This window comes from Glaciimonas sp. PAMC28666 (assembly GCF_016917355.1).
GTDB lineage: Bacteria > Pseudomonadota > Gammaproteobacteria > Burkholderiales > Burkholderiaceae_D > Glaciimonas.
On record NZ_CP070304.1, the window covers coordinates 4,934,101 to 4,954,869 of the forward strand.

Annotated in this window: 20 protein-coding genes; all 20 read right to left on the reverse strand. The window is 49.9% G+C overall.

Annotation, left to right across the window (positions count from 1 at the left end):
- Positions 1–220 precede the first annotated feature (220 nt).
- Entirely contained in the window at positions 221–3,097 is a 2,877-nt protein-coding gene (locus JQN73_RS21265; RefSeq protein WP_240162353.1) for a FimV/HubP family polar landmark protein, read from the reverse strand.
- A gap of 301 nt (positions 3,098–3,398) precedes the next feature.
- Positions 3,399–4,532, reverse strand: a complete 1,134-nt coding sequence (gene asd, locus JQN73_RS21270; protein ID WP_205323511.1) for an aspartate-semialdehyde dehydrogenase — start codon at positions 4,530–4,532, stop codon at positions 3,399–3,401.
- A 113-nt stretch (positions 4,533–4,645) separates the two neighbouring features.
- Positions 4,646–5,716: a 3-isopropylmalate dehydrogenase gene (gene leuB / locus JQN73_RS21275; protein ID WP_205320899.1), complete on the reverse strand. Its 1,071-nt coding sequence runs from the start codon at positions 5,714–5,716 to the stop codon at positions 4,646–4,648.
- A gap of 170 nt (positions 5,717–5,886) precedes the next feature.
- Positions 5,887–6,534, reverse strand: a complete 648-nt coding sequence (gene leuD, locus JQN73_RS21280) for a 3-isopropylmalate dehydratase small subunit (protein WP_205320900.1) — start codon at positions 6,532–6,534, stop codon at positions 5,887–5,889.
- An 89-nt stretch (positions 6,535–6,623) separates the two neighbouring features.
- Entirely contained in the window at positions 6,624–6,746 is a 123-nt protein-coding gene (locus JQN73_RS21285; RefSeq protein WP_205320901.1) for an entericidin A/B family lipoprotein, read from the reverse strand.
- Between the two features lie 56 nt (positions 6,747–6,802).
- Positions 6,803–8,203, reverse strand: a complete 1,401-nt coding sequence (gene leuC, locus JQN73_RS21290) for a 3-isopropylmalate dehydratase large subunit (RefSeq protein ID WP_205320902.1) — start codon at positions 8,201–8,203, stop codon at positions 6,803–6,805.
- A gap of 482 nt (positions 8,204–8,685) precedes the next feature.
- On the reverse strand, positions 8,686–9,360 hold the full coding sequence (locus tag JQN73_RS21295) for a response regulator transcription factor (RefSeq protein ID WP_205320903.1): 675 nt from the start codon (positions 9,358–9,360) through the stop codon (positions 8,686–8,688).
- 181 nt (positions 9,361–9,541) lie between these two features.
- Positions 9,542–10,081, reverse strand: coding sequence for a hypothetical protein (locus JQN73_RS21300; protein WP_205320904.1), 540 nt, complete (start codon positions 10,079–10,081; stop codon positions 9,542–9,544).
- Positions 10,068–10,448 (reverse strand): type II secretion system protein, encoded by a 381-nt coding sequence (locus tag JQN73_RS21305; RefSeq protein WP_205320905.1) that lies wholly within the window; start codon positions 10,446–10,448, stop codon positions 10,068–10,070. Before JQN73_RS21305 ends, JQN73_RS21300 begins: the two co-directional genes overlap by 14 nt.
- Positions 10,423–10,947, reverse strand: coding sequence for a type II secretion system protein (locus JQN73_RS21310; RefSeq protein ID WP_205320906.1), 525 nt, complete (start codon positions 10,945–10,947; stop codon positions 10,423–10,425). The genes JQN73_RS21305 and JQN73_RS21310 overlap by 26 nt, the downstream gene beginning before the upstream one ends.
- Positions 10,944–13,196 carry a secretin N-terminal domain-containing protein gene (locus JQN73_RS21315; RefSeq protein ID WP_205320907.1) on the reverse strand — a complete coding sequence of 751 codons (2,253 nt, stop codon included), beginning with the start codon at positions 13,194–13,196 and terminating at the stop codon, positions 10,944–10,946. The genes JQN73_RS21310 and JQN73_RS21315 overlap by 4 nt, the downstream gene beginning before the upstream one ends.
- Positions 13,197–13,198: 2 nt before the next feature.
- A complete protein-coding gene (locus JQN73_RS21320) occupies positions 13,199–13,753 on the reverse strand; it encodes a hypothetical protein (RefSeq protein WP_205320908.1) in 555 nt (184 codons plus the stop codon).
- A complete protein-coding gene (locus tag JQN73_RS21325) occupies positions 13,750–14,352 on the reverse strand; it encodes a hypothetical protein (protein ID WP_205320909.1) in 603 nt (200 codons plus the stop codon). Before JQN73_RS21325 ends, JQN73_RS21320 begins: the two co-directional genes overlap by 4 nt.
- Positions 14,349–14,858 (reverse strand): hypothetical protein, encoded by a 510-nt coding sequence (locus tag JQN73_RS21330; RefSeq protein WP_205320910.1) that lies wholly within the window; start codon positions 14,856–14,858, stop codon positions 14,349–14,351. The genes JQN73_RS21325 and JQN73_RS21330 overlap by 4 nt, the downstream gene beginning before the upstream one ends.
- Positions 14,845–15,621: a hypothetical protein gene (locus JQN73_RS21335; protein ID WP_205320911.1), complete on the reverse strand. Its 777-nt coding sequence runs from the start codon at positions 15,619–15,621 to the stop codon at positions 14,845–14,847. The genes JQN73_RS21330 and JQN73_RS21335 overlap by 14 nt, the downstream gene beginning before the upstream one ends.
- Positions 15,602–17,359 (reverse strand): GspE/PulE family protein, encoded by a 1,758-nt coding sequence (locus tag JQN73_RS21340; protein ID WP_240162354.1) that lies wholly within the window; start codon positions 17,357–17,359, stop codon positions 15,602–15,604. Before JQN73_RS21340 ends, JQN73_RS21335 begins: the two co-directional genes overlap by 20 nt.
- Positions 17,356–18,528, reverse strand: coding sequence for a type II secretion system F family protein (locus JQN73_RS21345; protein WP_205320912.1), 1,173 nt, complete (start codon positions 18,526–18,528; stop codon positions 17,356–17,358). Before JQN73_RS21345 ends, JQN73_RS21340 begins: the two co-directional genes overlap by 4 nt.
- On the reverse strand, positions 18,525–19,061 hold the full coding sequence (locus JQN73_RS21350) for a transglycosylase SLT domain-containing protein (RefSeq protein WP_240162355.1): 537 nt from the start codon (positions 19,059–19,061) through the stop codon (positions 18,525–18,527). The genes JQN73_RS21345 and JQN73_RS21350 overlap by 4 nt, the downstream gene beginning before the upstream one ends.
- On the reverse strand, positions 19,062–19,499 hold the full coding sequence (gene gspG / locus JQN73_RS21355) for a type II secretion system major pseudopilin GspG (RefSeq protein ID WP_370551275.1): 438 nt from the start codon (positions 19,497–19,499) through the stop codon (positions 19,062–19,064).
- A 94-nt stretch (positions 19,500–19,593) separates the two neighbouring features.
- Positions 19,594–20,433, reverse strand: a complete 840-nt coding sequence (locus tag JQN73_RS21360; RefSeq protein WP_205320913.1) for a DsbC family protein — start codon at positions 20,431–20,433, stop codon at positions 19,594–19,596.
- Positions 20,434–20,769 lie beyond the last annotated feature (336 nt).

Below are 20,769 nucleotides of genomic sequence, written 5' to 3' on the forward strand. Positions count from 1 at the left end.
CCAGTTAATATGGCCAACTAAGATTGCCAGCTAAGATTGCCAACTAATATTGCTAATTAATATTGCTAACTAATATTGCTAATTAATCTCCAGCCAACCTGGCGACAAATCCGTCATCTCACAAGCGCTGCGATCAAATACAAACGGGCGTCAGCATAACGCTGCGCCCGTTATTTGCCAAATGTTGCCGACACTTACATAAAAATGCCGGCCATCATTTTTACGCCAGTTTGCCCAACAACGTTTTTGCGGTGGCTATTTGCGCGACGTCGCCGCCTTTTAGTACCTCTTCCAGTAATTCGCGGGCGCCTTCATCGTCGCCGATTTCCTGATAAGCGACCGCGAGATCGAGCTTGGTTGTCATTTCAGGATTAGCACCGCCCAAAGAATGGTGCGTTGTTTGGGGCGAACCCCGCTTGTCGTCGAGGTTATCGAGATCAAGGTTCATCCCTGCAAATTCGAAATCCAGAGGGGCAACCGCTAATGCTGGCGAAACTGTTGAAGGATGAGTAACGGGCACCAGTAACGTGGGAACGCCTTCGAAATTTTCCTCAATTGGTTCTGCTGGCGTGTATTTATGCGGTGTTACAGTTTGGACAGGAGAACCCGGGGCACTGAAATCCACGGCAGCCGGTGATTGATGATCGAGGTCAAAATCAAGCGATTCCATCAGGTTTTTTGCGGATTCTGGAATCGGCATCATCGCTGGCCTGGGTTGCGCCACGGGACTTTTTACCGGGGTAAAATCGAAGTCAAAATCCATATCGGGCCTGACAACCGCAGGCGACGCTACCTTTAAAGGCGGTAACGTGGTTTCTATCGGAGTGGATAGAATTGGCATTGCAACGTCTTCTACCTCCAGCGGGCGTTCTTGCGCGTGCAAAAATTCGACGGAGCCCGGTACCACATCGGCGTCAAGTCCCGTCACCGGCATCGGCATCGGCATCGGCATCGGCATCGGCACAGCATGGGATGCCGCTTTCGCGACGATGGTTTCTGGCAAATGCCCGCGTCCATACAAGGGATTAGAAGGATCAATCATCGATCCTAACGCCGCTGCTTGTTGCCAGTCTTCGCCTGCGCCCGCGGTTAGGCTATAAAGTTCACGCGCCGTTGCTTCAAAAGCCCGATCATCTTTACGTGCGGCATAAATCTCCAACAGTTTCACACGAATTGCATTGCGAGACGGTTGATTGCGCAACGCTTCTTTTAGAATCTCTTCGGCCTGTACATCGCGTCCGTAAGCGATATAGACATCAGCCTCGGCAACCGGGTCAACGTTGGTATCGAGACTACTCACCGACGGTTCAAAGTAGGTATTGAAAGCACTATTTTTTTCGGCACTTTGCGCGCCCGTAACTCCCTGTAGTGAATTGGTCTTTGAACCGAAAACACTTCGGGACTTTCCGCCATCAGACAAAAATCCTTGTCTTTTCTTCCGACGTAATTTATTGATACCAAGAGCGGCAAGTAACAATGCCAATATTCCAGCCCCTGGCAATAACAAAGGATTATCGGCCAGGTCACTCAATACGCCGCTTTGAGCGACTGGAGCCGCAATCGGTGCTTGTCCTGCTAGTTTTACCGCCTGGCTGGATGAAGCCGGTACAGGGGGTGTCGTAGCCTTAGCTATCATAGCTTCAGGTGACGCTGGCACAGGAGTTTCCACTGAGGCGGCATTAAGCGCACTTCCAGCTGCAACAGGAACGCCGGCTGTCGTTACCGGTAATGCCGAGGACGCTACTGAGGATGTGGGCGTCGTCCCGGTCGCTCCCGGTGCCAGAGCGACAGCCGTCGCTGGGGCAGCAGGCGCAACAGGCGCAACAGCCGAAGCTTTGCCACTACTATCCGCTTGCTTTTGCAGTGCGTCTAGATTTTTACTTTTTTGATCGAGAACTTTTTGTAAATCATTAATATTTTTTTCTAATAACTTGACGCGTTCATCGGCCTCAACGCGCGCTCTTTCACCGGCCACTTGTTCTTCAGTAGCAGCAACTGACTTGGCATCTGCTTTGGCGGCACCACCGGCACGTGATAATTTCAGTTTGTCTTTGGCGTCATTGGCAGGGTTGGCTGATTCTTCAACCTTAGTGGTAATTTTACCGCCGCCGCTTTGTTTTGCCTCATCTCCGTCACGCGGCGCGGCCGTTGCCAATTGACCGGCCAGCGTGTTGCGATATCCATTGAAGTCTTTGGAAATAGCCAGAATCACCGTTTTTGCTTCCGATGCGGACACGGAACGGGCTTTGTCTGCATCGGGAATCGAGAGAATCTGGCCGCTGCGCAAACGGTTGATATTTTTATTAGTAAAAGCGTTTTGATTGCCGCGATACAAGGCAACCAACATTTGATCAATCGAAATGCCGCTCGGCAAATTATTGCCCGCTATTTGATAAAGGGTATCGCCCTTCTTCACACGGTAGTCTGTGGCAGCTAATTTATCGCTTGTGGCTACAGCATTCGCTGTTTTAGTTGAGCGGCGCTCGCCTCGTTCAGCTTGACTGGTTTTTTTCTCAGTGTAACGCGGGAACGATCGGTCATTTCGGGCGCCAGGTAAAAACGCTGTGGCATCCCCCGCGGAAGGCGCCGATGCTATCGCAGAAACTGCTGATGGTGGTTTGCGCATTGGCGCAGTCACCTGAGGACTTTGCGGCACCAGAGAGGTGGCAGGATCCAGCAAGACATTATACTCACGCAAAACGCGGGTCTTGGTGCCGCCGAGCTCCATTAATACAGCCACAAATGGCTCGTTGATCGGTTGGGTAGAGGTAACCCGTACAAACTTTCGGGAACCACGCTGGTCTATCGAAAATTGCAATGACAACAAAGCCGGATTAAACTCAATATTTGCCTGTTTGTAAGCATCCACGGACGCGAGTTTCGCAACTAGTTGTGATTCCTCATCCCTGGCGACCGAAACTAGTTCGATTTCAGCCCGGAGCGGTTGGCCTAACGACGATAAGATCGTTAATTTTCCGAAACCGGCGGCGTGCGCTCCAGCCATTATCACCATGGAAGTCATCACTGCTGACGTGATTGTCTTCAAACCGGCAGACATCAATTTGTTCGATGAATGTAAATTTTTGTTTTGTGACATGGAAGACGTTCCGTTGGCGTAAGTTGAAAGACAAATCTTGCGTTTTATCAATGTTATTCCCAAAGTTTCAAAACATGAACCCCGCTTAATCAATCAAGCGAAGCTGATCCAGGAAATAGGTCGCGCCGTAAACATGTATCAATCAGATATCTACGGACTGAATCTTAAGCCGCACTAAACGGTGCTACACAGAACGTTTTATAAATCACATACAACAAATGTCTTCATCCGCTTTCAAGGTTCCTCAGAAAGGAATCAAAAAAGCGGACGTTTTCCCCGCCTTATTCAGACCAATAAACACTTAGGCATCCAGCACAATGCGCAGCATGCGGCGCAATGGCTCTGCAGCGCCCCATAGTAATTGATCCCCAACCGTAAATGCCGACAGATATTCGCCGCCCATTTCCAGTTTCCTCAAGCGACCAACTGGAATCACGAGGCTGCCGGTGACTGCAGCCGGTGTCAAATCGCGCATTGAAGCTTCACGATTATTGGCCACCACTTTTACCCATTGGTTGTTACTGGCGATGATGTCGTTAATTTCGTCAAGTGGGACATCTTTCTTGAGTTTGATAGTCAGCGCCTGGGAATGGCAACGCATAGCACCAACGCGGATACACAAGCCGTCAACAGGTATCGGCTTCTTACCCGCACTAAAACCTTCGCCGCGACCAAGAATCTTATTGGTTTCTGCTCCGGCCTTCCACTCTTCTTTGGACATGCCGTTACCCAAATCCTTATCAATCCATGGAATCAGATTGCCAGCGAGTGGCACCCCAAATTGCTTGGTTTCGTCAGCTGAAAAACTATGCTGACGGGCCAATACTTTTCGATCGATTTCCAGAATTGCAGCGGCAGGATTGTCTAGCAACGATTTGACTTCTGCATTGATCGCACCAAACTGGGTCAGTAGTTCGCGCATGTGCTGCGCTCCTCCACCTGACGCAGCCTGATAGGTCATCGATGTCATCCACTCGATCATGTCATGCTGGAACAAACCGCCCAGAGCCATCATCATGCAGGAGACGGTGCAGTTACCGCCCACGTAATTTTTGATACCACGGGTCAAGCCGTCTTTAATGACGTCCAGATTGACGGGGTCCAATACGATGATCGCCTCATCTTTCATACGCAAGGTTGACGCGGCATCGATCCAGTAACCGTTCCATCCGGCGGCACGCAACTTCGGAAAAATCTCGCTGGTGTAATCGCCACCCTGACACGTAATAATGATCTCGCATTTTTTTAATGCTTCAATATCATTGGCATCTTTTAACGTTTTTTCATTTTTCGCCAATGCGGGCGCAGTGCCACCGGCATTTGAAGTTGAAAAGAATACCGGCTCAATATGGGCGAAATCGCCCTCTTCCTGCATGCGCTGCAACAGGACCGAACCCACCATGCCACGCCAACCGACTAAACCAACCAGCTTCATCATCATTCCCTAAGACATAGACGGGAAACTCCCGTAACGTAAATAAACACACTCAAAATACAAATTGCAATGAAAACACAGAAAATAGGTTATGCCACCGAAATCGATGAAACTTAAGCTAAAGCCTTACGTACGGCTTGCCCCATTTCCGTTGTACTGACCTTCGTGGTGCCCGCTTCGTAGATATCACTAGTACGCAAACCTTGTGCCAGAACGCTCTTGACTGCCGCTTCAACCCGGTCAGCCTGTTCTGGCTTATTCAAAGAGTAACGCAGCATCATCGCAACCGACAAAATGGTCGCTAATGGATTGGCAATCCCTTTACCGGCGATATCCGGCGCAGAACCGTGCGAAGGTTCGTACAAACCTTTATTATTGGCATCAAGTGAAGCAGACGGTAGCATCCCGATTGAACCGGTCAGCATCGCAGCGGCATCGGACAGAATGTCTCCAAACATGTTGCCGGTCACGATGACATCGAATTTTTTTGGTGCGCGCACCAATTGCATCGCTGCATTGTCAACATACATGTGCTCAAGCGCGACGTCTGGATATTCTTGATGTACATCGGTCACGATGTCACGCCAGAATTGGAAGGTCTCAAGAACATTGGCTTTGTCGACACTGGTTAAACGCTTATCGCGTTTTTGCGCAGTTTGAAAAGCCACGTGCGCGATCCGACGAATTTCTGTCTCGGCATAGCGCATGGTATCAAACCCTTCGCGCTCGCCTTTAAACGCACCATCAGGCGCAGTCCGGACGCCACGTGGCTGACCAAAGTAGATGTCACCGGTCAATTCGCGAATGATCAGGATATTTAAACCCGATACAACTTCCGGTTTGAGCGTTGAAGCGCCGGCCAGTTCCGGATACAAGATCGCTGGACGCAAATTGGCAAACAATCCCAGGTTTTTACGCAGGCCCAGAATAGCCTGCTCAGGGCGCAATGAACGTTCAAGGGAGTCGTACTGGTAATCACCTACAGCCCCAAACAAAATGGCATCGGCTTCTTTGGCCAGTTTAAGCGTGGCTTCAGGCAAAGGATGACCATACGCAGCATAACCGGCACCGCCCACAGCAGCGGTCTCGAGCTCAAAGGTTTCGCCGAGTGCGTTTAGAACGGTAACGGCTTGTTCCACGATTTCAGGGCCGATGCCATCGCCGGGCAAAATTGCAATTTTCATGTTTGTAATTAGATAAGTTCAAAGAAACGTTCAAATAATGACTCACAACTGGGGCTCCGCCCAGCGCCGTGCTCACAAATAGAGGCACCTGACACACGAAAGTCATCGAATAATTTTATTGAAAGCATACTGCCGGTAGCCTCGGCGTCCGCCGAGCTGCCACTAAAGCATCATATCGTATTTGATAACCACGGCTGCTCAAACAGATGCCGCTCTTCAAATGCGTGAATTTTATCAGCCTGACGCAGTGTCAATCCAATGTCATCAAGACCATTTAGCAAGCAATATTTACGAAACTCGCCAACTTCAAATGGATAAGTCACGCTGCCATTCGACGTTGCGACCAGTTGTTTTTCGAGATCAATGGTCAGGCGATAACCAGGAAACGCTTTGACTTCGTCAAACAGACGATCAATTTGCGTTTCAGGCAAAACAATCGGGAGTAATCCGTTTTTGTAGCAGTTATTAAAGAAAATATCAGCAAAGCTCGGCGCGATAACAGCGCGAAAACCATATTGGTCCAGTGCCCATGGGGCGTGTTCGCGTGACGAACCACAGCCAAAGTTCTTACGCGCCAAAAGAATTGATGCACCTTGATAGCGCGCCTGGTTCAGTATGAAATCTGGATTGAGTGGGCGCTTTGAATTGTCCATACCTGGCTCGCCGTGGTTCAGATAACGCCACTCGTCGAACAAGTTCGGTCCAAATCCCGTACGCAAGATCGATTTCAAAAATTGCTTAGGAATGATGGCGTCGGTATCAACATTGGCACGATCCAGCGGCGCCACCAAGCCATCTAGTACAGTAAATTTATTCATCACATTATTCCAAAATAAAACGCTTCAGGCCACAGGCTTAAGCAAAGTAAAAATACCGCATAAGGTCACTCACGCAACTTTGCCGGAAATTACTTGCCTTGCATTTTTTCGCCTACATGTTCGACATCTTTGCCGAAACCATGAAATGTATTACAGCCGGCTGCCATGATCGTAACGACAGCAACCAGACACACAGTAAATATTTTTTTCATATTCTCAACATTAAAACGCAAAGGTAATGTTTTTGCTATCCGGTCCGCAATGTGAACTATAGTGATCGCACGTCAACAAAGTGACCTGCGATGCCAGCTGCGGCGGCCATTGCAGGGCTCACAAGATGGGTACGCCCACCGTTACCCTGCCGACCTTCGAAATTGCGGTTTGAAGTCGATGCGCATCTTTCACCTGGTTCCAGACGGTCAGCATTCATCGCCAGACACATTGAGCATCCTGGCTCACGCCATTCAAAGCCAGCATCTTTGAAAATTTTGTCCAGACCTTCGCGCTCGGCCTGCTCTTTAACCAGACCAGAACCGGGCACGACCATCGCCAACTTCACATTTGATGCGCGGAACTTACCGCGCACGACTACCGCCGCTGCGCGCAAATCTTCAATGCGAGAGTTGGTGCACGAACCGATAAATACTTTATCAATGCGTATGTCTTCCATCGCTGTATTTGGCTTAAGTGCCATATACGCCAGGGCTTTTTCCATGCCGTCGCGTTTGGTTGGATCTTTTTCTTTGTCGGGATCAGGGACGCGACCGTCGATCGGCACGACCATCTCAGGCGACGTACCCCAGGTAACTTGCGGCTTAATTTCCGCAGCATTTAACGTGACCACCATATCGAATTTGGCACCAGCATCAGAGTGCAGCGTGCGCCAGTAACTAACAGCCCGCTCCCAGTGTGGCCCGACCGGAGACAGCGGCCGTCCTTTGACATAGTTGATGGTGGTGTCATCAACGGAGATCATACCGGCGCGCGCGCCTGCCTCAATCGCCATATTGCACACTGTCATGCGGCCTTCCATCGACAATGATCGAATCGCAGAACCACCAAATTCAATCGCATAGCCTGTTCCGCCAGCGGTACCGATCTGACCGATGACAGCGAGTACCAAATCTTTTGCTGTGACGCCATTCGGAATCACACCGTCAATTTGAACCAACATTGATTTGGATTTTTTTGTCAACAACGTCTGGGTTGCCAATACGTGCTCAACCTCGGACGTGCCAATACCTTGCGCCAGACAACCAAACGCACCGTGCGTAGAGGTGTGCGAATCACCGCAAACAACCGTCATACCGGGCAACGTAGCACCTTGTTCAGGTCCGATCACATGAACGATCCCCTGGCGCAAATCGTTCATGGCGAAGTAAGTCAGGCCGTATTGTTTAGCATTTGCATCCAGGGTTTCAACCTGCAACCGGGATACCGGATCAACGATACCGTGCGCACGGTCAGTGGTAGGCACGTTATGGTCGGCCACAACAAGATTGGCGGGAACCCGCCATGGGGTCCGTCCAGCTAGTTTGAGTCCATCGAAAGCTTGAGGGCTGGTCACCTCATGTAAAAGATGGCGATCAATGTAAAGAATGACGGTGCCATCTTGTTCAGCATGGACAACGTGAGATTCCCATAATTTGTCGTATAGCGTTTTTAGCATGATCAATCTCGTATCGTGACGCGTTAAATACAGTGAAAACAGTCGAATTAGCCCTTAATTATGCCATAGTTGGCCTCATCAAATTTAGCTCAACGTCATTGCGGTATCAGAAAAACATCAGGCGTCAGCCAAAAAGAGGGGATATCCAATCCGATATTGTTTTTTTAATATGCAAACTTAAGGAGCCGCTTGGTTTTTCTGGTTTTTTGGTTTTTTACAAGCATTTCATTTCAGCCTTATCTGGCAGCTAATCAGCTGCCAGATGCCCGCCACCGCGATCGCCGCATAAATGACAAAATATTAACTAAATAATTAACTAGTATTTGGTGGCTGGTGCGCTTTGTTTGATGATGTCCGTCGTTCTATGACTTCGCCCGAACCTCAGTCAGTCGCCCATTAGAAGCTTAAGAAGCGTTTTCAAAGCCAGCGAAGTGTCGAGACCGCTATCTTTTTGGATTATCTGATTTGTTGAATTCTCTGATTTACTTTGCAATTTCAGGCGGCGCGATGTTAGTCAGCCCGACTTGGGAGTTAAGCTGGAAAAGTTCAGCATCGTTAGCACAAGCAAGCTTTTGCATCCCCATCCGTTTTTGATTGCTGATGGTTTTGCTACTGCGCCGAAAATGTTCGGCGATTGCCTGAACCGACATACCACCCAGAAACATGCGGATCACTTCCAGCTCTTTTTTGGAAAGCAACGCGATTTTGTCGACTTCGGGGCGCGTGCTCTGTTCCGCAAGCATGGCAGTAAGGCTGCGACTTAAATATTTGTAACCGTCGGCCACCCGCTTAATCGCTAATGGTATTTCGTTCAGGTCGCTGCCTTTATTGAGTAATCCCTGCACACCTATCTGAACAATCTTGCTCAACAACGCTGGATTGGTCAGTACGGTCAACACGACTAATGTCACCTTCGGAAAGCGACTTTGTAGTCGGACCAACATTTCCATGCCATCGCCGAATGCGCCGCCCGGCATAGCGTAGTCGGTCAATACTATATCGACCGGTGCGCTGTTAAGGATTGCAAACAGTTCAGTGGAATTGGCCGCGGTACCGACGATGTTTACCTCGGGAAGCGCCTGTAGCAGCGACTTTATCCCAAGAAGAACGACCGGGTGATCGTCGGCCAGGACCAAATTGACTTGTCGACCATGCATGCGCTTATCCTATGGAATGTGTCACTCTCGTCGCTATACGCTAAATGCAATCGGCCATTCAGGCCGCGTAACTATTTTAATTATAGCGCGTAGTTCCACCCAAGAAACAAACACTGCACAATCAGACCCGCAACTTGAAATTGGATCGCAACCAGGCGGGGACAGGGCAGATTTAACGGCGCTATTGCCCGCAAGCCCCAGGCGAAGCTGGCTTAACGGCACTCCCCTTCGCAATAAATTTCCAATCCGCGTATTGCGATTTTCCTTCGAACTCTTTGCGGCCGTCGGCAAATTTTATTTGCTTAAACGGTGTTGCCAGACTTTCACTTGAAACGCCAACGATGCGACCACTTTCCTCTTTTATCAGGTGCCATCCACCATCGTTGACGGGTTGCGCATCCAGACTACCGTCCGGAAGGCTGACCCGGGCATGCATCGGATCGGGAAATATTTTCCGCAAATGTCGCAATACGTGAAAATCGCGTCGATCTTCAAGTAATACCTCCAGATTAGGCGGATAACAGCCGCGCACCGGGCCATTTTCGTAATAACCTCTAATCGCTCGCGCAACCTGATCGCCATTAAATAGCAGATCAGCTTCCTTTCCCCTAGCGAGGCGAACCGATACATCCTCGGAAAGCTTAAAGGTCATAATACTCATCACTGCGACAATAATGAGGACGGAAAGATAGGCAAATCCGTGCTGCTTACCATGTTGCATATGCCTCTCCCGCAAGCGAATTTCCGGGTGCGCCGCTGCGAACCTCGTTGATTTCAGCATCATCGTTCACCTCCGTCAACCAGGAGTCGCGCCGCCCTGTAACCGGGTCAAGCGGGACTTCTTTTAGATAACGCCGACTGACCAGATCTTCTAGGGACTGTGGTCCGACTGCCAGATCTTGCCGATAGTGATCGACCGCTTCGCGTAATCCGCGGATGTTATGTTGCAGCACAACTTCTTTGGCACGCTCGGTTTGTTTAAAGTATTTAGGTGCCACGAGTGTCATTAAAGTGGCAATAATCGCCATTACCACCAGCAGCTCTATTAACGTAAATCCTTTTTTACCATTGGTTATATGGAATGCCATTGAGACCCTCTTTCGTATTCTTTGACATAACGTCAAACACATCATCCCCTTCCTGCGGTGCATCGAAGGCACTGTCATAACTGCGCAATTGCCAGGTTTCGGCAGCAGCCGTATCCGCACAATTACAAATCGGATCGCGTGGCAATCTTCTTAGAAAAACGCGCTTGCCACCATTCAGATTCTTTTTATCCGGGACCCCGGACACCAATACCTCTAAATCCGGAGGATATCCGGACGCACCCAAAACCTTGGCGATCTCACCGTCGTCCGATGCTTGCTTGTAGGCGTCAATCGCACTGCGGATTTCACGCAATCCCTCCTTTAAAGCTTGCTCCTGACTGCGCCGCGCGATTAATTCCGTCATCGGCAACAAAGCTGCAGCCAGAGACGCCAGAATGGCTAGCGAAACCATGAGTTCGATCAAAGTAAAGCCATTTGGTCGGACCGCTCTGCGGGTTGGGCTACCGGAGATACTCAGACGTTTTAGCCTGAATATCATGACCTTCTCACGGTTTTATTTCCTAATTCGGTATTGGTAAGGGCTGACTTCACCACCGGTTCCTGTGCCAAGGGCGTAGAGCCAGTTGCCAGGTACGTGGCGGAATCGCTATTTTCGGACAGAGAGCCAGGTGCAGAAAAATACGCTTTCGACACCGCGAGTACGGCGTTCTTTCCTATCTTTTGCTCTTCCTTTGTCAGGCCTGATGTTGGCGCATCCGGTGCCGCCCCCTTGGTCTTTTCAACGGAGAGCGGCGGAGTTCGGAGCGTCTGTCCAACATCAACCGAATTCTGGCGCACTGGCGGCGGGACCGCGGATTCAGGCGTTCCCTGGTCAGCCGGTTGCTCCAGTTGTGGCAATTCTTCGCTCTCGTCAGGCTCTTCTCTGTGGCTTGGTCGACTATCATGTCGCGCCGCCGAGGAGGTATTACCACCAGCGCTTCCTCCAGCAGTTAAGCGCGCACCTTCCGTGTTACGCAATACCAGACTATCCTGGCTCACACGCGATTCTGTACCGGAAATGAAGGTCGTCACATGGGCACCCGGCAACTCAAGTTTGCGTTCGATGCGCGGTGTGATCACCAGCACAATTTCGGATTTTGACTTGCTTCCGTCTCGATTGCCGAACAAACGATCAAGCAACGGCAACTGACTAAGGCCAGGCAAGCCTGATTTATTGTCCTCATCAATGCGATTAATCAGTCCGGCCAGAATCTGTGTTTCGTTATCTTTTGCCGTTAAGGTGGTTTTGGTTTTCCGTTGATTGACACGATAATACTTAGCGCCCTTGGGTGAGACTTCTGAGGCACCCAGGCTGGACACAGTGAGATCGATGTCAACACTAATTTCGCCATCCAGACTAATCGACGGCAACACATCAAATTTCAGTCCCACGTCCAACATCTCAACTTTTTCTGAAGTCGCGCCAGAATCAGTCATCAAATTGGTAATGACCGGAATTTTTTGACCAATCTCTATTTGTGCTTTTTTCCCGTTCTTGACACGAATTTTTGGATTCGCCAAAACTTGCATGTGCGTCGCTTTTTGCAGCATATTTAGGGTAACGCCTTTTTTGCCGCCAAGGTCCACAAACAGATTGTTTTTGGTTAAGCCAGACAATAAGTTCAACGGAATCTGACTACTTCCGTCAACCCCGCCGTTAATCCCGACACCGACGGAACCGGGGTATTGAACTCCCAGATTGAGCAGATCGTTACTACTGATTTCAAGGACCTGAACATCTAACGTCACTTCAGCCTCCGGGCGATCAAGTGCCTGGACCAAACGACTCGCCAGTTCCAACGTTTCCGGAGCATCGCGGACAACAATGGCGTTAATGCGCTCGTCAACATAAATGTCTCTGGTTTTTAGTGTCATTTTCAGGGCACTGCTAACCGATTTTGCATTGGCATGGCTCAAAAAGAAGGTCTTCACTGCCATGTCCCGATACTCTTTGTCCTTGCTCCCGCTCGCTGGATAAATCAACAATGTGTTGTGATTCAGGACTTTCTTGCGTAAGCGATTTGTCGCGAGCAACAAGTTGATAGCGTCTTCGGCTGTGGTTTTTTTGGCTGAAATACTCGCCACCGCGGACTTTGATACGTCGGCATCAAAAATGAAATTAACCCCGGCAAGTTTTGAAATCGTATCGAAAATGCTCATCAGATTATGCGAGCGAAACGTCAACGACACCGGTTTTTGCAGCGATGCATCAAGCGTTGGCGACAGTGTTTTCGATTCGGCAACGCGGCGCATCAGAGTATCGCGCAGCTTGATCGCATCGGTGCGGCCAGGATGTTCTTCCAGCACTTTCCAAATCAGCTGAAGCGCGTCTTCCGGTCGGCTTTCAGCAATCACACGCGCTTCAGCCATCGATTCCCGTAAATGTTTACGGCTACCAATCTGCCCGATCGCCTGACGCGCCCGCATGTTGCCGCTGTCGTATTTCAGGACTGTTTCAAGTCGCTCAAGGGCGGTCTTTTCGTCATCTTGGGCGAGCGCTTCCTCCGCCTCCTGATAATAACGCCCCACCAATTTATCAACTTGCTTATACATGGCGCTATCGAGTCGCATATCCTCTGGATTCTCTTTTCGCGCTTCCTGTAAAACGTTGATAGCCTCTTCCAAATGGCCTTGGTTGGACAGATCCTGGGTAGTTTGAACAGCCCGCGGAACAGCACATCCCGCAACTATCGAGGCAACCGCCACCATCAAAAGGCTCTTCGCCGCACGGCATTTTAAATTTAACATGATTAATTTCCTGTTCCTGTGAAGACTTTGTCCAGGTTGACTGTTTGTTCAAGCTTCAACGGCAAATATGTAAAAGTGATACGTTCTTTTTCTATTTTTTCAAGGCGGTAATGTTGATCAATCACATCACCGATATTCGGAGTTACCGACTTATCACAACCTTGGCAAAGAATGATCGTCTCATTCTGTTTATCGCCTTTGGTTAGAATGATCTTCCGATGGACGCCGTCACTCCAAACGCCGCTAACGTGGAACGGAAGGGGCGGAGCGCGCAACGGTTCCGGAGCCGGTGTTAATGTGGGTCTGCTCACCGCACTCCGGGCGGTTACGCTCGGGAGAATGATCGGCGGTCCCTGATAGGGAAACAAATTGCGGGGCGCCAATGCCGTCATTTGAGACAGCAGCTGATTTTTTTCGACCACCGGTCCGCGCTTGGATTTGACTGATTTCGACGGAACCGCCATCGGTTCCTCCGGGATTGCATCGGTCCACATGGCATATCCGCAAGCGGCAACAGTCACTGGCAAAATGATTCTTAAATAAAGAGGAATCTTCACCTTGTTCTCCCTTTTTGCGCCTGCGTTACTGCGGATTTATCTTTGACAGGCTGCTTGACTTCATCCCCGGCCACCGACAATCGCATTTCGATTGTTAGCATCTCTTCGGATGGATTTTTTCTGGTCAGAGAGAACGTTTCAACTGCGCCGCCTGGCGTTGCCGCCAATTCTTCCATCAATCCTCTGAACTGCGGATAACGCCCTACAGTCGGTAAGGTGATCAAAATTCGACTTTCTTTCTGCATGCCTTTTCCACGTTGCATCTGCTGGTATTTCACCTCCCGCGTATCCAGCTGGAATGTGTGCGCAAGGTCCAAAATAGTTTCTTTCCCATAAACGAAAGCAGAGGTCGGCACAGAAGCCGCTAACAAGCCACTTTTTAATTCCTTTGTCCTCGCCATCTGAAGCGAGGCGTTCTCTTTTAATGCGGCATCGAGTTGAATGATCGATTGATCCAAAAAAAATGTATGCGCAACGAGCGCGACGATCAGCACCGCAAGGCCAGTCAAACCGGGCAGTCCGCATACACCGGCGATGCGATACCATTCCCATTGCAAGCGTTTGGAAACTTTACTGAGGCGAATTGTCTGGTTAGTCATTTCCACCCCAAAACCAGACTTGCGTCCATGCGCCACGCGTCGTCACCGGATTCATTTTTGGTATGCTGCTGTAAAAAAACATCGTTTCCAAATTGTTGTTTAAGACGCTCTACAAAAATAAATATTGCCTCTCTGGAGGTCGCATTGATATGCATCTGCATACGACCTTTTGTGACATCCGTTTCCATTCGAAGCAGACTAATATCATCTGACCAGGCAGCCTCAACCCGTCCCAGCAGATTGATAGCCGGCTCAGTTGCTGAAACGCTTTCGGTAGATTTTTTTGCAATCTGAATTGCTTTTCTTTTCTTATCAACGCCTTGCTGCAAAGTCGCGAGTCGGTTTTTTTCCAAGTGCAATTGCGCATTTTTTAAGTTCAAGACACCGATGTCTTGCGATAAAATAATGACCGCCGCGAGGAAAATCGACATTGCGACAGAAATAAACACAGGTCGAAAGCGATCTGTGGTGTCGATAGGAACGGCGTTCCGTTTAAAGATGGACATGCGTTTTCTCCTGCACTTTTGGGGCTTCGAGGCCGGATAACTGCGTATCGGAACCCGTGATCGTGGCCGGTGAAAACAGGTCTGCACCGGATAAATCGCTTAAATAAATATTAGTTGGAAAAATATTTGCCATAATCGAGGCAGACTTCAGACTATCCTCAGCACTCTGGCCATTCCCGGGCAACGCGAAGGCATAGCGCCAACGACCATCCTGCCTGAAGCCGAATTCATAGCCGTCAGCCTGCTGAACAACAAATACTGCGTCCGCATGTAACACGTCCGGATGGCGATCAATGGTATCGGATAGTAATGTCTGTACACGCTGGACACGTAGTTTTTGGTTGTTGCATGCCAGGAGAATTTCGTCAACGATGTCGCGACGAATGGCGCTGGCAATCGCAGGGCGGCCGAACTTTTCCTGGGAAATCTCACAATACCAATCAGAACGTACCAAACCGTAATGTTGCTGCAGCATCGACTCCGCATACGCAAGGCGATCTGCGGGTGCGATGATTTCATCTTGCCATGGCAAGATCATGTGGTTGACGTAGGGATAGCCTATCGCTAATTCGATCCCATCGAGTATCGACAACTGGCTGCGGGGCAGCGCGGCGATCAAAGTATCAAAATGGGCGCTGCGCTCCACGACGCTCTGGGCCGGCGACAAGACGAGTTTACGGGTTAGCGCCTTCGGCTGGCGAGATGACGTTATTGTGACCTCCGTGCCAATGACAGCCCTATATTTATTCCATCGCAATGACACGTTGCACCTCCGTTAATGTCGTTTTTCCTTCTAGCACGGCAGCCATTGCCACCTCACTCATCGAAACGAAGCCCTCGGCTTTGGCGATCGCCTTCAGTTCCCGCATCGGAACTTTTTGCATGACAGCGTCTTTGAAGCTTTCGCTGCAACGTAAAATTTCGGCCAATGCAATACGACCGTGGAAACCGGTGAAGCGACATGCTTCGCACCCGGCACCCTGCATAAGATTCACGGCAGCGGCGCCAGCCGAAAAATGCTGTGGATGCGATTGCGCTACCGCCATGCGCGCAGCGTCCGAGACAACGCAGGAGCAGGCGGGACAATTGCGTCGTACCAGGCGCTGTGCTACTACCCCGTTCAGGGCCTCTAACAAACTCGCAGGCTCGACGCCCATGTAAAGGAAACGCTCAAGCACGCTAAACACGCCGTTTGCATGCACCGAAGACAGCACCAAATGGCCGGTCAGCGCTGCCTGCACTGCGATACCTGCGGTTTCCGTGTCGCGTATTTCACCGACCAGAATGATGTCCGGATCGTGACGCAAGATTGAGCGCAGTCCTTTGGCAAAGGTCAGCCCTTTCTTGTCGTTGACAGGTATCTGCAACACCCCTTGCAATTGATATTCAACCGGATCTTCAATAGTGATGAGCTTCTCTTCCCCACTGTTAAGTTCCGATAGCGTCGCGTACAAGGTGGTCGATTTCCCGCTTCCTGTTGGGCCGGTGACCAGCACCATGCCGTGCGGAATCTTCACCAGACTGCGAATCCGATCAAGGGTACGGTTATCAAAACCCAACGTCTCCAGTTTGATCGCCTGGTTTTGGCTCGATTTGTCAAGCACGCGTAATACCGCGTCTTCACCGTGGATACTCGGCATAACCGATACGCGGAAATCGATATTCCGGGACTGTATACATGCTTTGAAACGCCCGTCTTGCGGAATCCGACGTTCACCGATATCCATTCCGCCTAACACCTTAATGCGCGAAATGGTCTGTTCAGCGAAATCACAACCCTGCACCTGCGTGATGGCTTGCAACACGCCGTCGATACGATATTTCACTACCAGCCCATCCTCTATACTTTCAAGATGGATGTCGCTGGCGCGTGATTGAAGCGCATCGAAAAGCGTCGAATTAAGCAGCTTCACGACCGGACTTTGATCTTGTGAAATGGTGCTTAACGAAATTTCTGCTACGTCGTCAGTCTGTCGCTCCGATTGCTCTTGCTGAAACTGATCGATCGCTCGTTCCTGCGCCTCAACTAATTTTAGACGCTGCTTGACTGCATCAGGAACCGTAATTGCTAACACGGCGTTATGTTGCTTGTCCAAAAGCTGGATCCAATGTTGCGCCCAATTTCGTGCTGCGATTGAACCGGGACGTCCCATTACCAGATATACAATTCCATCGACGCGGATTGGCAAAATTTGTTTATCCAATACGACCGCTAACGGCAAGATGTCGAAATCGCAGTCCGCATCCAGGACGATATCGCCCGCAATGGATCGCACCCCGATAAGCGCTGCGAGCTTGTCCAGTCGCTCTGGATGGGTATTGAGCATGTGCTCAATTGCTGCATCACCATGCTCTGCCATGGCGCTTGTAAGCCAGGCTGGTACTTCGCACTCCACGCAGAGCGTATCGGGGATACCGTCTGCCGCGTTTTTGATCGCGGCATCCCTCACGTCGTCGCGGCGATGCATCTTGTCGCTGTCATTGGTTAAGTCATTACTCATGCAACGCTCCCCGCCAACTCAAAAATCGGCATATACAATAAAAAGACGATGGTTCCGATAAGACCGCCAACAATCAGCATCAACACCGGTTCGAATATTTTGCTAAACACTTCTATGGCACGGGCCAGAGCTTCGTCATGAAATTGGGCGATCCGTTCGCACATACCGGCCAGGTCGCCACTTTTTTCACCGACGCGTAATAAGCGCGCTGCAACCGGCGTCGTCAAATTTGCGTCAACCAACGCCCCGGCCACGCCACGCCCTTCCTGCACGTGCCGGAGAACCTGTTGCAGATCAGACTGGCGGTCTGCGGGAAGAAGCTTGCCGGTGAGCTTTAATGCATCGACGACCTGCATTCCCCCCAGCAGCAATAAGCCGAAGGTTCGGTAGAAGCGCGCCAAAACGAATAACACACGTTGTTCGTTCAGACGCTTGATGCTCCATACCATTTTCCATAGTGCAGCCTTCGCAGTTGCCGTACGCAACACCAGCACGGCGGTGACGACGCTGACGATTAAACCCAGAAGAAGTTCGCCACCACGTTCGGTGACCATCCCAGCCCACCACACCATTAACAGGGCAGTACCATTCAGGTCTTTCATCCCGCTAAAAACGGTGGCAAACCGCGGAATGACGAACACGACTAAAAATCCTAAAATCAGTGCGCCGACCGCCACCACGATGAGTGGGTACATCAAGGCACTCCAGACTTTCTTTTTCAAACTGGCAATCTGTACTTCATAATGATGGAACCGACGTAATGCCTGAGGTAATTGACCGCTATGCTCTGAAGAGGCAACGCTGGCGATCAAGAGCGTCGGGAAAATTTCGCCCTGTTGCTCCATCGCTTGTGACAGGGGCTGCCCGCGATACAAAAAGGTCAGCAGGCCATCCAATACTTCCTTGTGTTCCTCATTTGCCGATTTTTCGGCTAAAGCTTCGATCGCCTCAACCAATGCCAAACCAGCGTCGAGAAGCGCAATCAGCTCCTGGATAAACAGACCGAGCAGAAATTTACTTCGACGTTTTGCGCGCTGGCGAATCTCTCTCACACGTAATACCTGCCCCTGTTTGGCGCACTGACTGGCAGCATCATCCGCATTCTTCGCCTGTATTAATTGATGCTCTGCTTCTCCACCACGCATAAGGAGTACGTCGAACTGTTTCATGGTGCCGTCGTACCAAGCTGTAGCTGTAGCTGTAGCGGCGGCGTCTGCCTGCCAGAGGAATTGGCCGACGGAACCTGAGATCGACTTTTTTCCTTGAGTTTCAGAACCCGATATTGACCGGCGACTTTCTTGATATACCGGCCGCGTGCAGCCTTTCGGTTGCGACCCGTACCAGCGTTATAAGCCCCTACCGCGTTCCAGTTATAACCAACGCGCTGAACAAACTCTGCCAAAATCCATGCGCCAACCATGACAGAAGTACAGGGTTCGGCAATCAAGCGTTTTTCGGTAATTCCTAACGGCGCGAGCCGTGGAAAATGTAGCTTATTGATTTGCATCAAACCGACGTCATAGGAACCATCATTGTTATAGTTACGGGCAGCAACGTTCATGCCCGATTCGACATGCGCTATTGCCTGGAGCAGCATGGGATCAATGCTATAGCGGGCGCCGGCTTCATCCCAGCAGGCCGCCTGAGCAGGGGCTGTTGCAGCGATACATAAAGTGAGCGCAACTGAGGATAATTTCATCATTCAAAATCCCCGCGTAATGTCTTTGTTCTTCCCTGATCCGCCGGGTTGTCCATCGGCACCCAAAGATAAAATTTCAACCTCATAGGCAGCGTCGGCGTCACGCGCGGGGTTGTGCCAGACGTAGGTGTTGTCCCACGGGTCTTTCGGCAAATCGTTGTTCAGGTAAGGACCTTTCCAGTGATTTTCGCCGGCAGGCTGGATTATTAATGCCTCCAACCCCTGCTCTTCGGTCGGATAAGTGCCAGTATCGAGACGATATTGACCGAGCACGTCGGCCAGCGTTTTCATTTGTGCCGCCGCGGCACTTTCTTTTGCCTGTTCAATTTTTCCGAACAATTTTGGCCCGACATAGCCAGCCAACAGTGCGGTAATCAACAGAACCACTAATAATTCAAGCAGCGTAAAGCCGCGCTCAGAATGGTGTTTAAGGTTCATCATTTTCATTTCCTTGAATCGAATTGAGTCTGCCAGGTCATTACCTGCCGGGAGACTTCTTAAATGGTTACAACGTAGGTCTGGGACAATCCGGCCTTTAAAATTGCACCGGGGTCGCCTTCTTCAATCTTTTTTCAATTTCATCCGCAGGGATAAACCCGCTCACACGGGAGCCATCAGAAAAAATTAAAACAGGCGTTCCACGGATATCAAAACTTCGTCCGATATCGAGGAGTTCTTGCGTAGCCGCTGAACAAGCTGCATTCTTTGCTGGCGCTTTTCCTTGCAGCATCCACGCTTCCCACGCTGCGGAAGGATTCTTTGTGCACAGAATATCGCTGCCTTTATCTCTTGAGTTTGCCGATAAAAACGGAAAGATAAACGTATGCACAGTCACGTTATGGAGTGTCGCCAACGCTGCTTCAATACGATGGCAATAACTGCAATTCGGATCGGAGAACACCGCAACATGGCGCTCCCCTGTCCCTTGTACTCGCTTGATCGATTTTTCCAATGGAAGACGATTCCAGAGGTTATCGCCGACAGATGATTTGCTAATCTGAAGAGCCGCCTCAGGTGAAAAGGTGGTACGAACATTTCCAAATTGACCGTACCCTGCTGGCGCCTGCATACCGATTGTGCGGTTGGCATCGGTGGTTTTAGACAGTCCCAGTCCGAATAAATGTTGCGATTGATCGCGCTGCAATCCATCTGCGACGTTGGCACCAAGTGCAAATGGCGCTATGAAAAAAATAGAAAGTGCAGAGGCGACAACAAATTGATTTACGCGCATTTTATAAGGCTCCTGTTGATAGAGGGGAGGATGAAAATGAATGCCTTTATCACCGCACTCGTTTTTCTTTTTCCAAGTTGATGACGAAGTTTCACAGAGAAGCAGTGTTGGGGAAATGGGATTTATCCCAAAAAAGAAGCGCATACAGAAGATTCTTCGTATGTTCACTGTCACGCAGATAAATAGTTTTCAAAATAAATAACGTCGGCTTTCGTCGACCAAGCCGGGCATTAATCGCAGAAAAAAATTACCAATAACAATTCGAAAGTTAAAAGAAGAGTCGCCAATAAACCAAAAACAAATTAATGAATTTTTTTCGATCAGGTTGTCGTTATGATTATTTAATTCGCGCTCAAAAAATATTTACGAGGATAGTAAATGGCGCAAGAAAAAACAATGCGAATACTCTCGAATGCATCTAAGAATATTCTATAAAATCGGAATTTAGCGCGCTAAGGTCGTGCGCCGTCATAGCGTAAA

Excerpts from the sequence above, each read along its gene's own strand:
- JQN73_RS21265 (WP_240162353.1), bottom strand. The coding sequence starts at position 3,097 with ATGTCACAAAACAAAAATTTACATTCATCGAACAAATTGATGTCTGCC.
- asd (WP_205323511.1), bottom strand. The coding sequence starts at position 4,532 with ATGAAGCTGGTTGGTTTAGTCGGTTGGCGTGGCATGGTGGGTTCGGTC.
- leuB (WP_205320899.1), bottom strand. The coding sequence starts at position 5,716 with ATGAAAATTGCAATTTTGCCCGGCGATGGCATCGGCCCTGAAATCGTG.
- leuD (WP_205320900.1), bottom strand. The coding sequence starts at position 6,534 with ATGAATAAATTTACTGTACTAGATGGCTTGGTGGCGCCGCTGGATCGT.
- JQN73_RS21285 (WP_205320901.1), bottom strand. The coding sequence starts at position 6,746 with ATGAAAAAAATATTTACTGTGTGTCTGGTTGCTGTCGTTACGATCATG.
- leuC (WP_205320902.1), bottom strand. The coding sequence starts at position 8,203 with ATGCTAAAAACGCTATACGACAAATTATGGGAATCTCACGTTGTCCAT.
- JQN73_RS21295 (WP_205320903.1), bottom strand. The coding sequence starts at position 9,360 with ATGCATGGTCGACAAGTCAATTTGGTCCTGGCCGACGATCACCCGGTC.
- JQN73_RS21300 (WP_205320904.1), bottom strand. The coding sequence starts at position 10,081 with ATGCAACATGGTAAGCAGCACGGATTTGCCTATCTTTCCGTCCTCATT.
- JQN73_RS21305 (WP_205320905.1), bottom strand. The coding sequence starts at position 10,448 with ATGGCATTCCATATAACCAATGGTAAAAAAGGATTTACGTTAATAGAG.
- JQN73_RS21310 (WP_205320906.1), bottom strand. The coding sequence starts at position 10,947 with ATGATATTCAGGCTAAAACGTCTGAGTATCTCCGGTAGCCCAACCCGC.
- JQN73_RS21315 (WP_205320907.1), bottom strand. The coding sequence starts at position 13,196 with ATGTTAAATTTAAAATGCCGTGCGGCGAAGAGCCTTTTGATGGTGGCG.
- JQN73_RS21325 (WP_205320909.1), bottom strand. The coding sequence starts at position 14,352 with ATGACTAACCAGACAATTCGCCTCAGTAAAGTTTCCAAACGCTTGCAA.
- JQN73_RS21330 (WP_205320910.1), bottom strand. The coding sequence starts at position 14,858 with ATGTCCATCTTTAAACGGAACGCCGTTCCTATCGACACCACAGATCGC.
- JQN73_RS21340 (WP_240162354.1), bottom strand. The coding sequence starts at position 17,359 with ATGAGTAATGACTTAACCAATGACAGCGACAAGATGCATCGCCGCGAC.
- JQN73_RS21345 (WP_205320912.1), bottom strand. The coding sequence starts at position 18,528 with ATGAAACAGTTCGACGTACTCCTTATGCGTGGTGGAGAAGCAGAGCAT.
- JQN73_RS21350 (WP_240162355.1), bottom strand. The coding sequence starts at position 19,061 with ATGATGAAATTATCCTCAGTTGCGCTCACTTTATGTATCGCTGCAACA.
- gspG (WP_370551275.1), bottom strand. The coding sequence starts at position 19,499 with ATGATGAACCTTAAACACCATTCTGAGCGCGGCTTTACGCTGCTTGAA.
- JQN73_RS21360 (WP_205320913.1), bottom strand. The coding sequence starts at position 20,433 with ATGCGCTTCTTTTTTGGGATAAATCCCATTTCCCCAACACTGCTTCTC.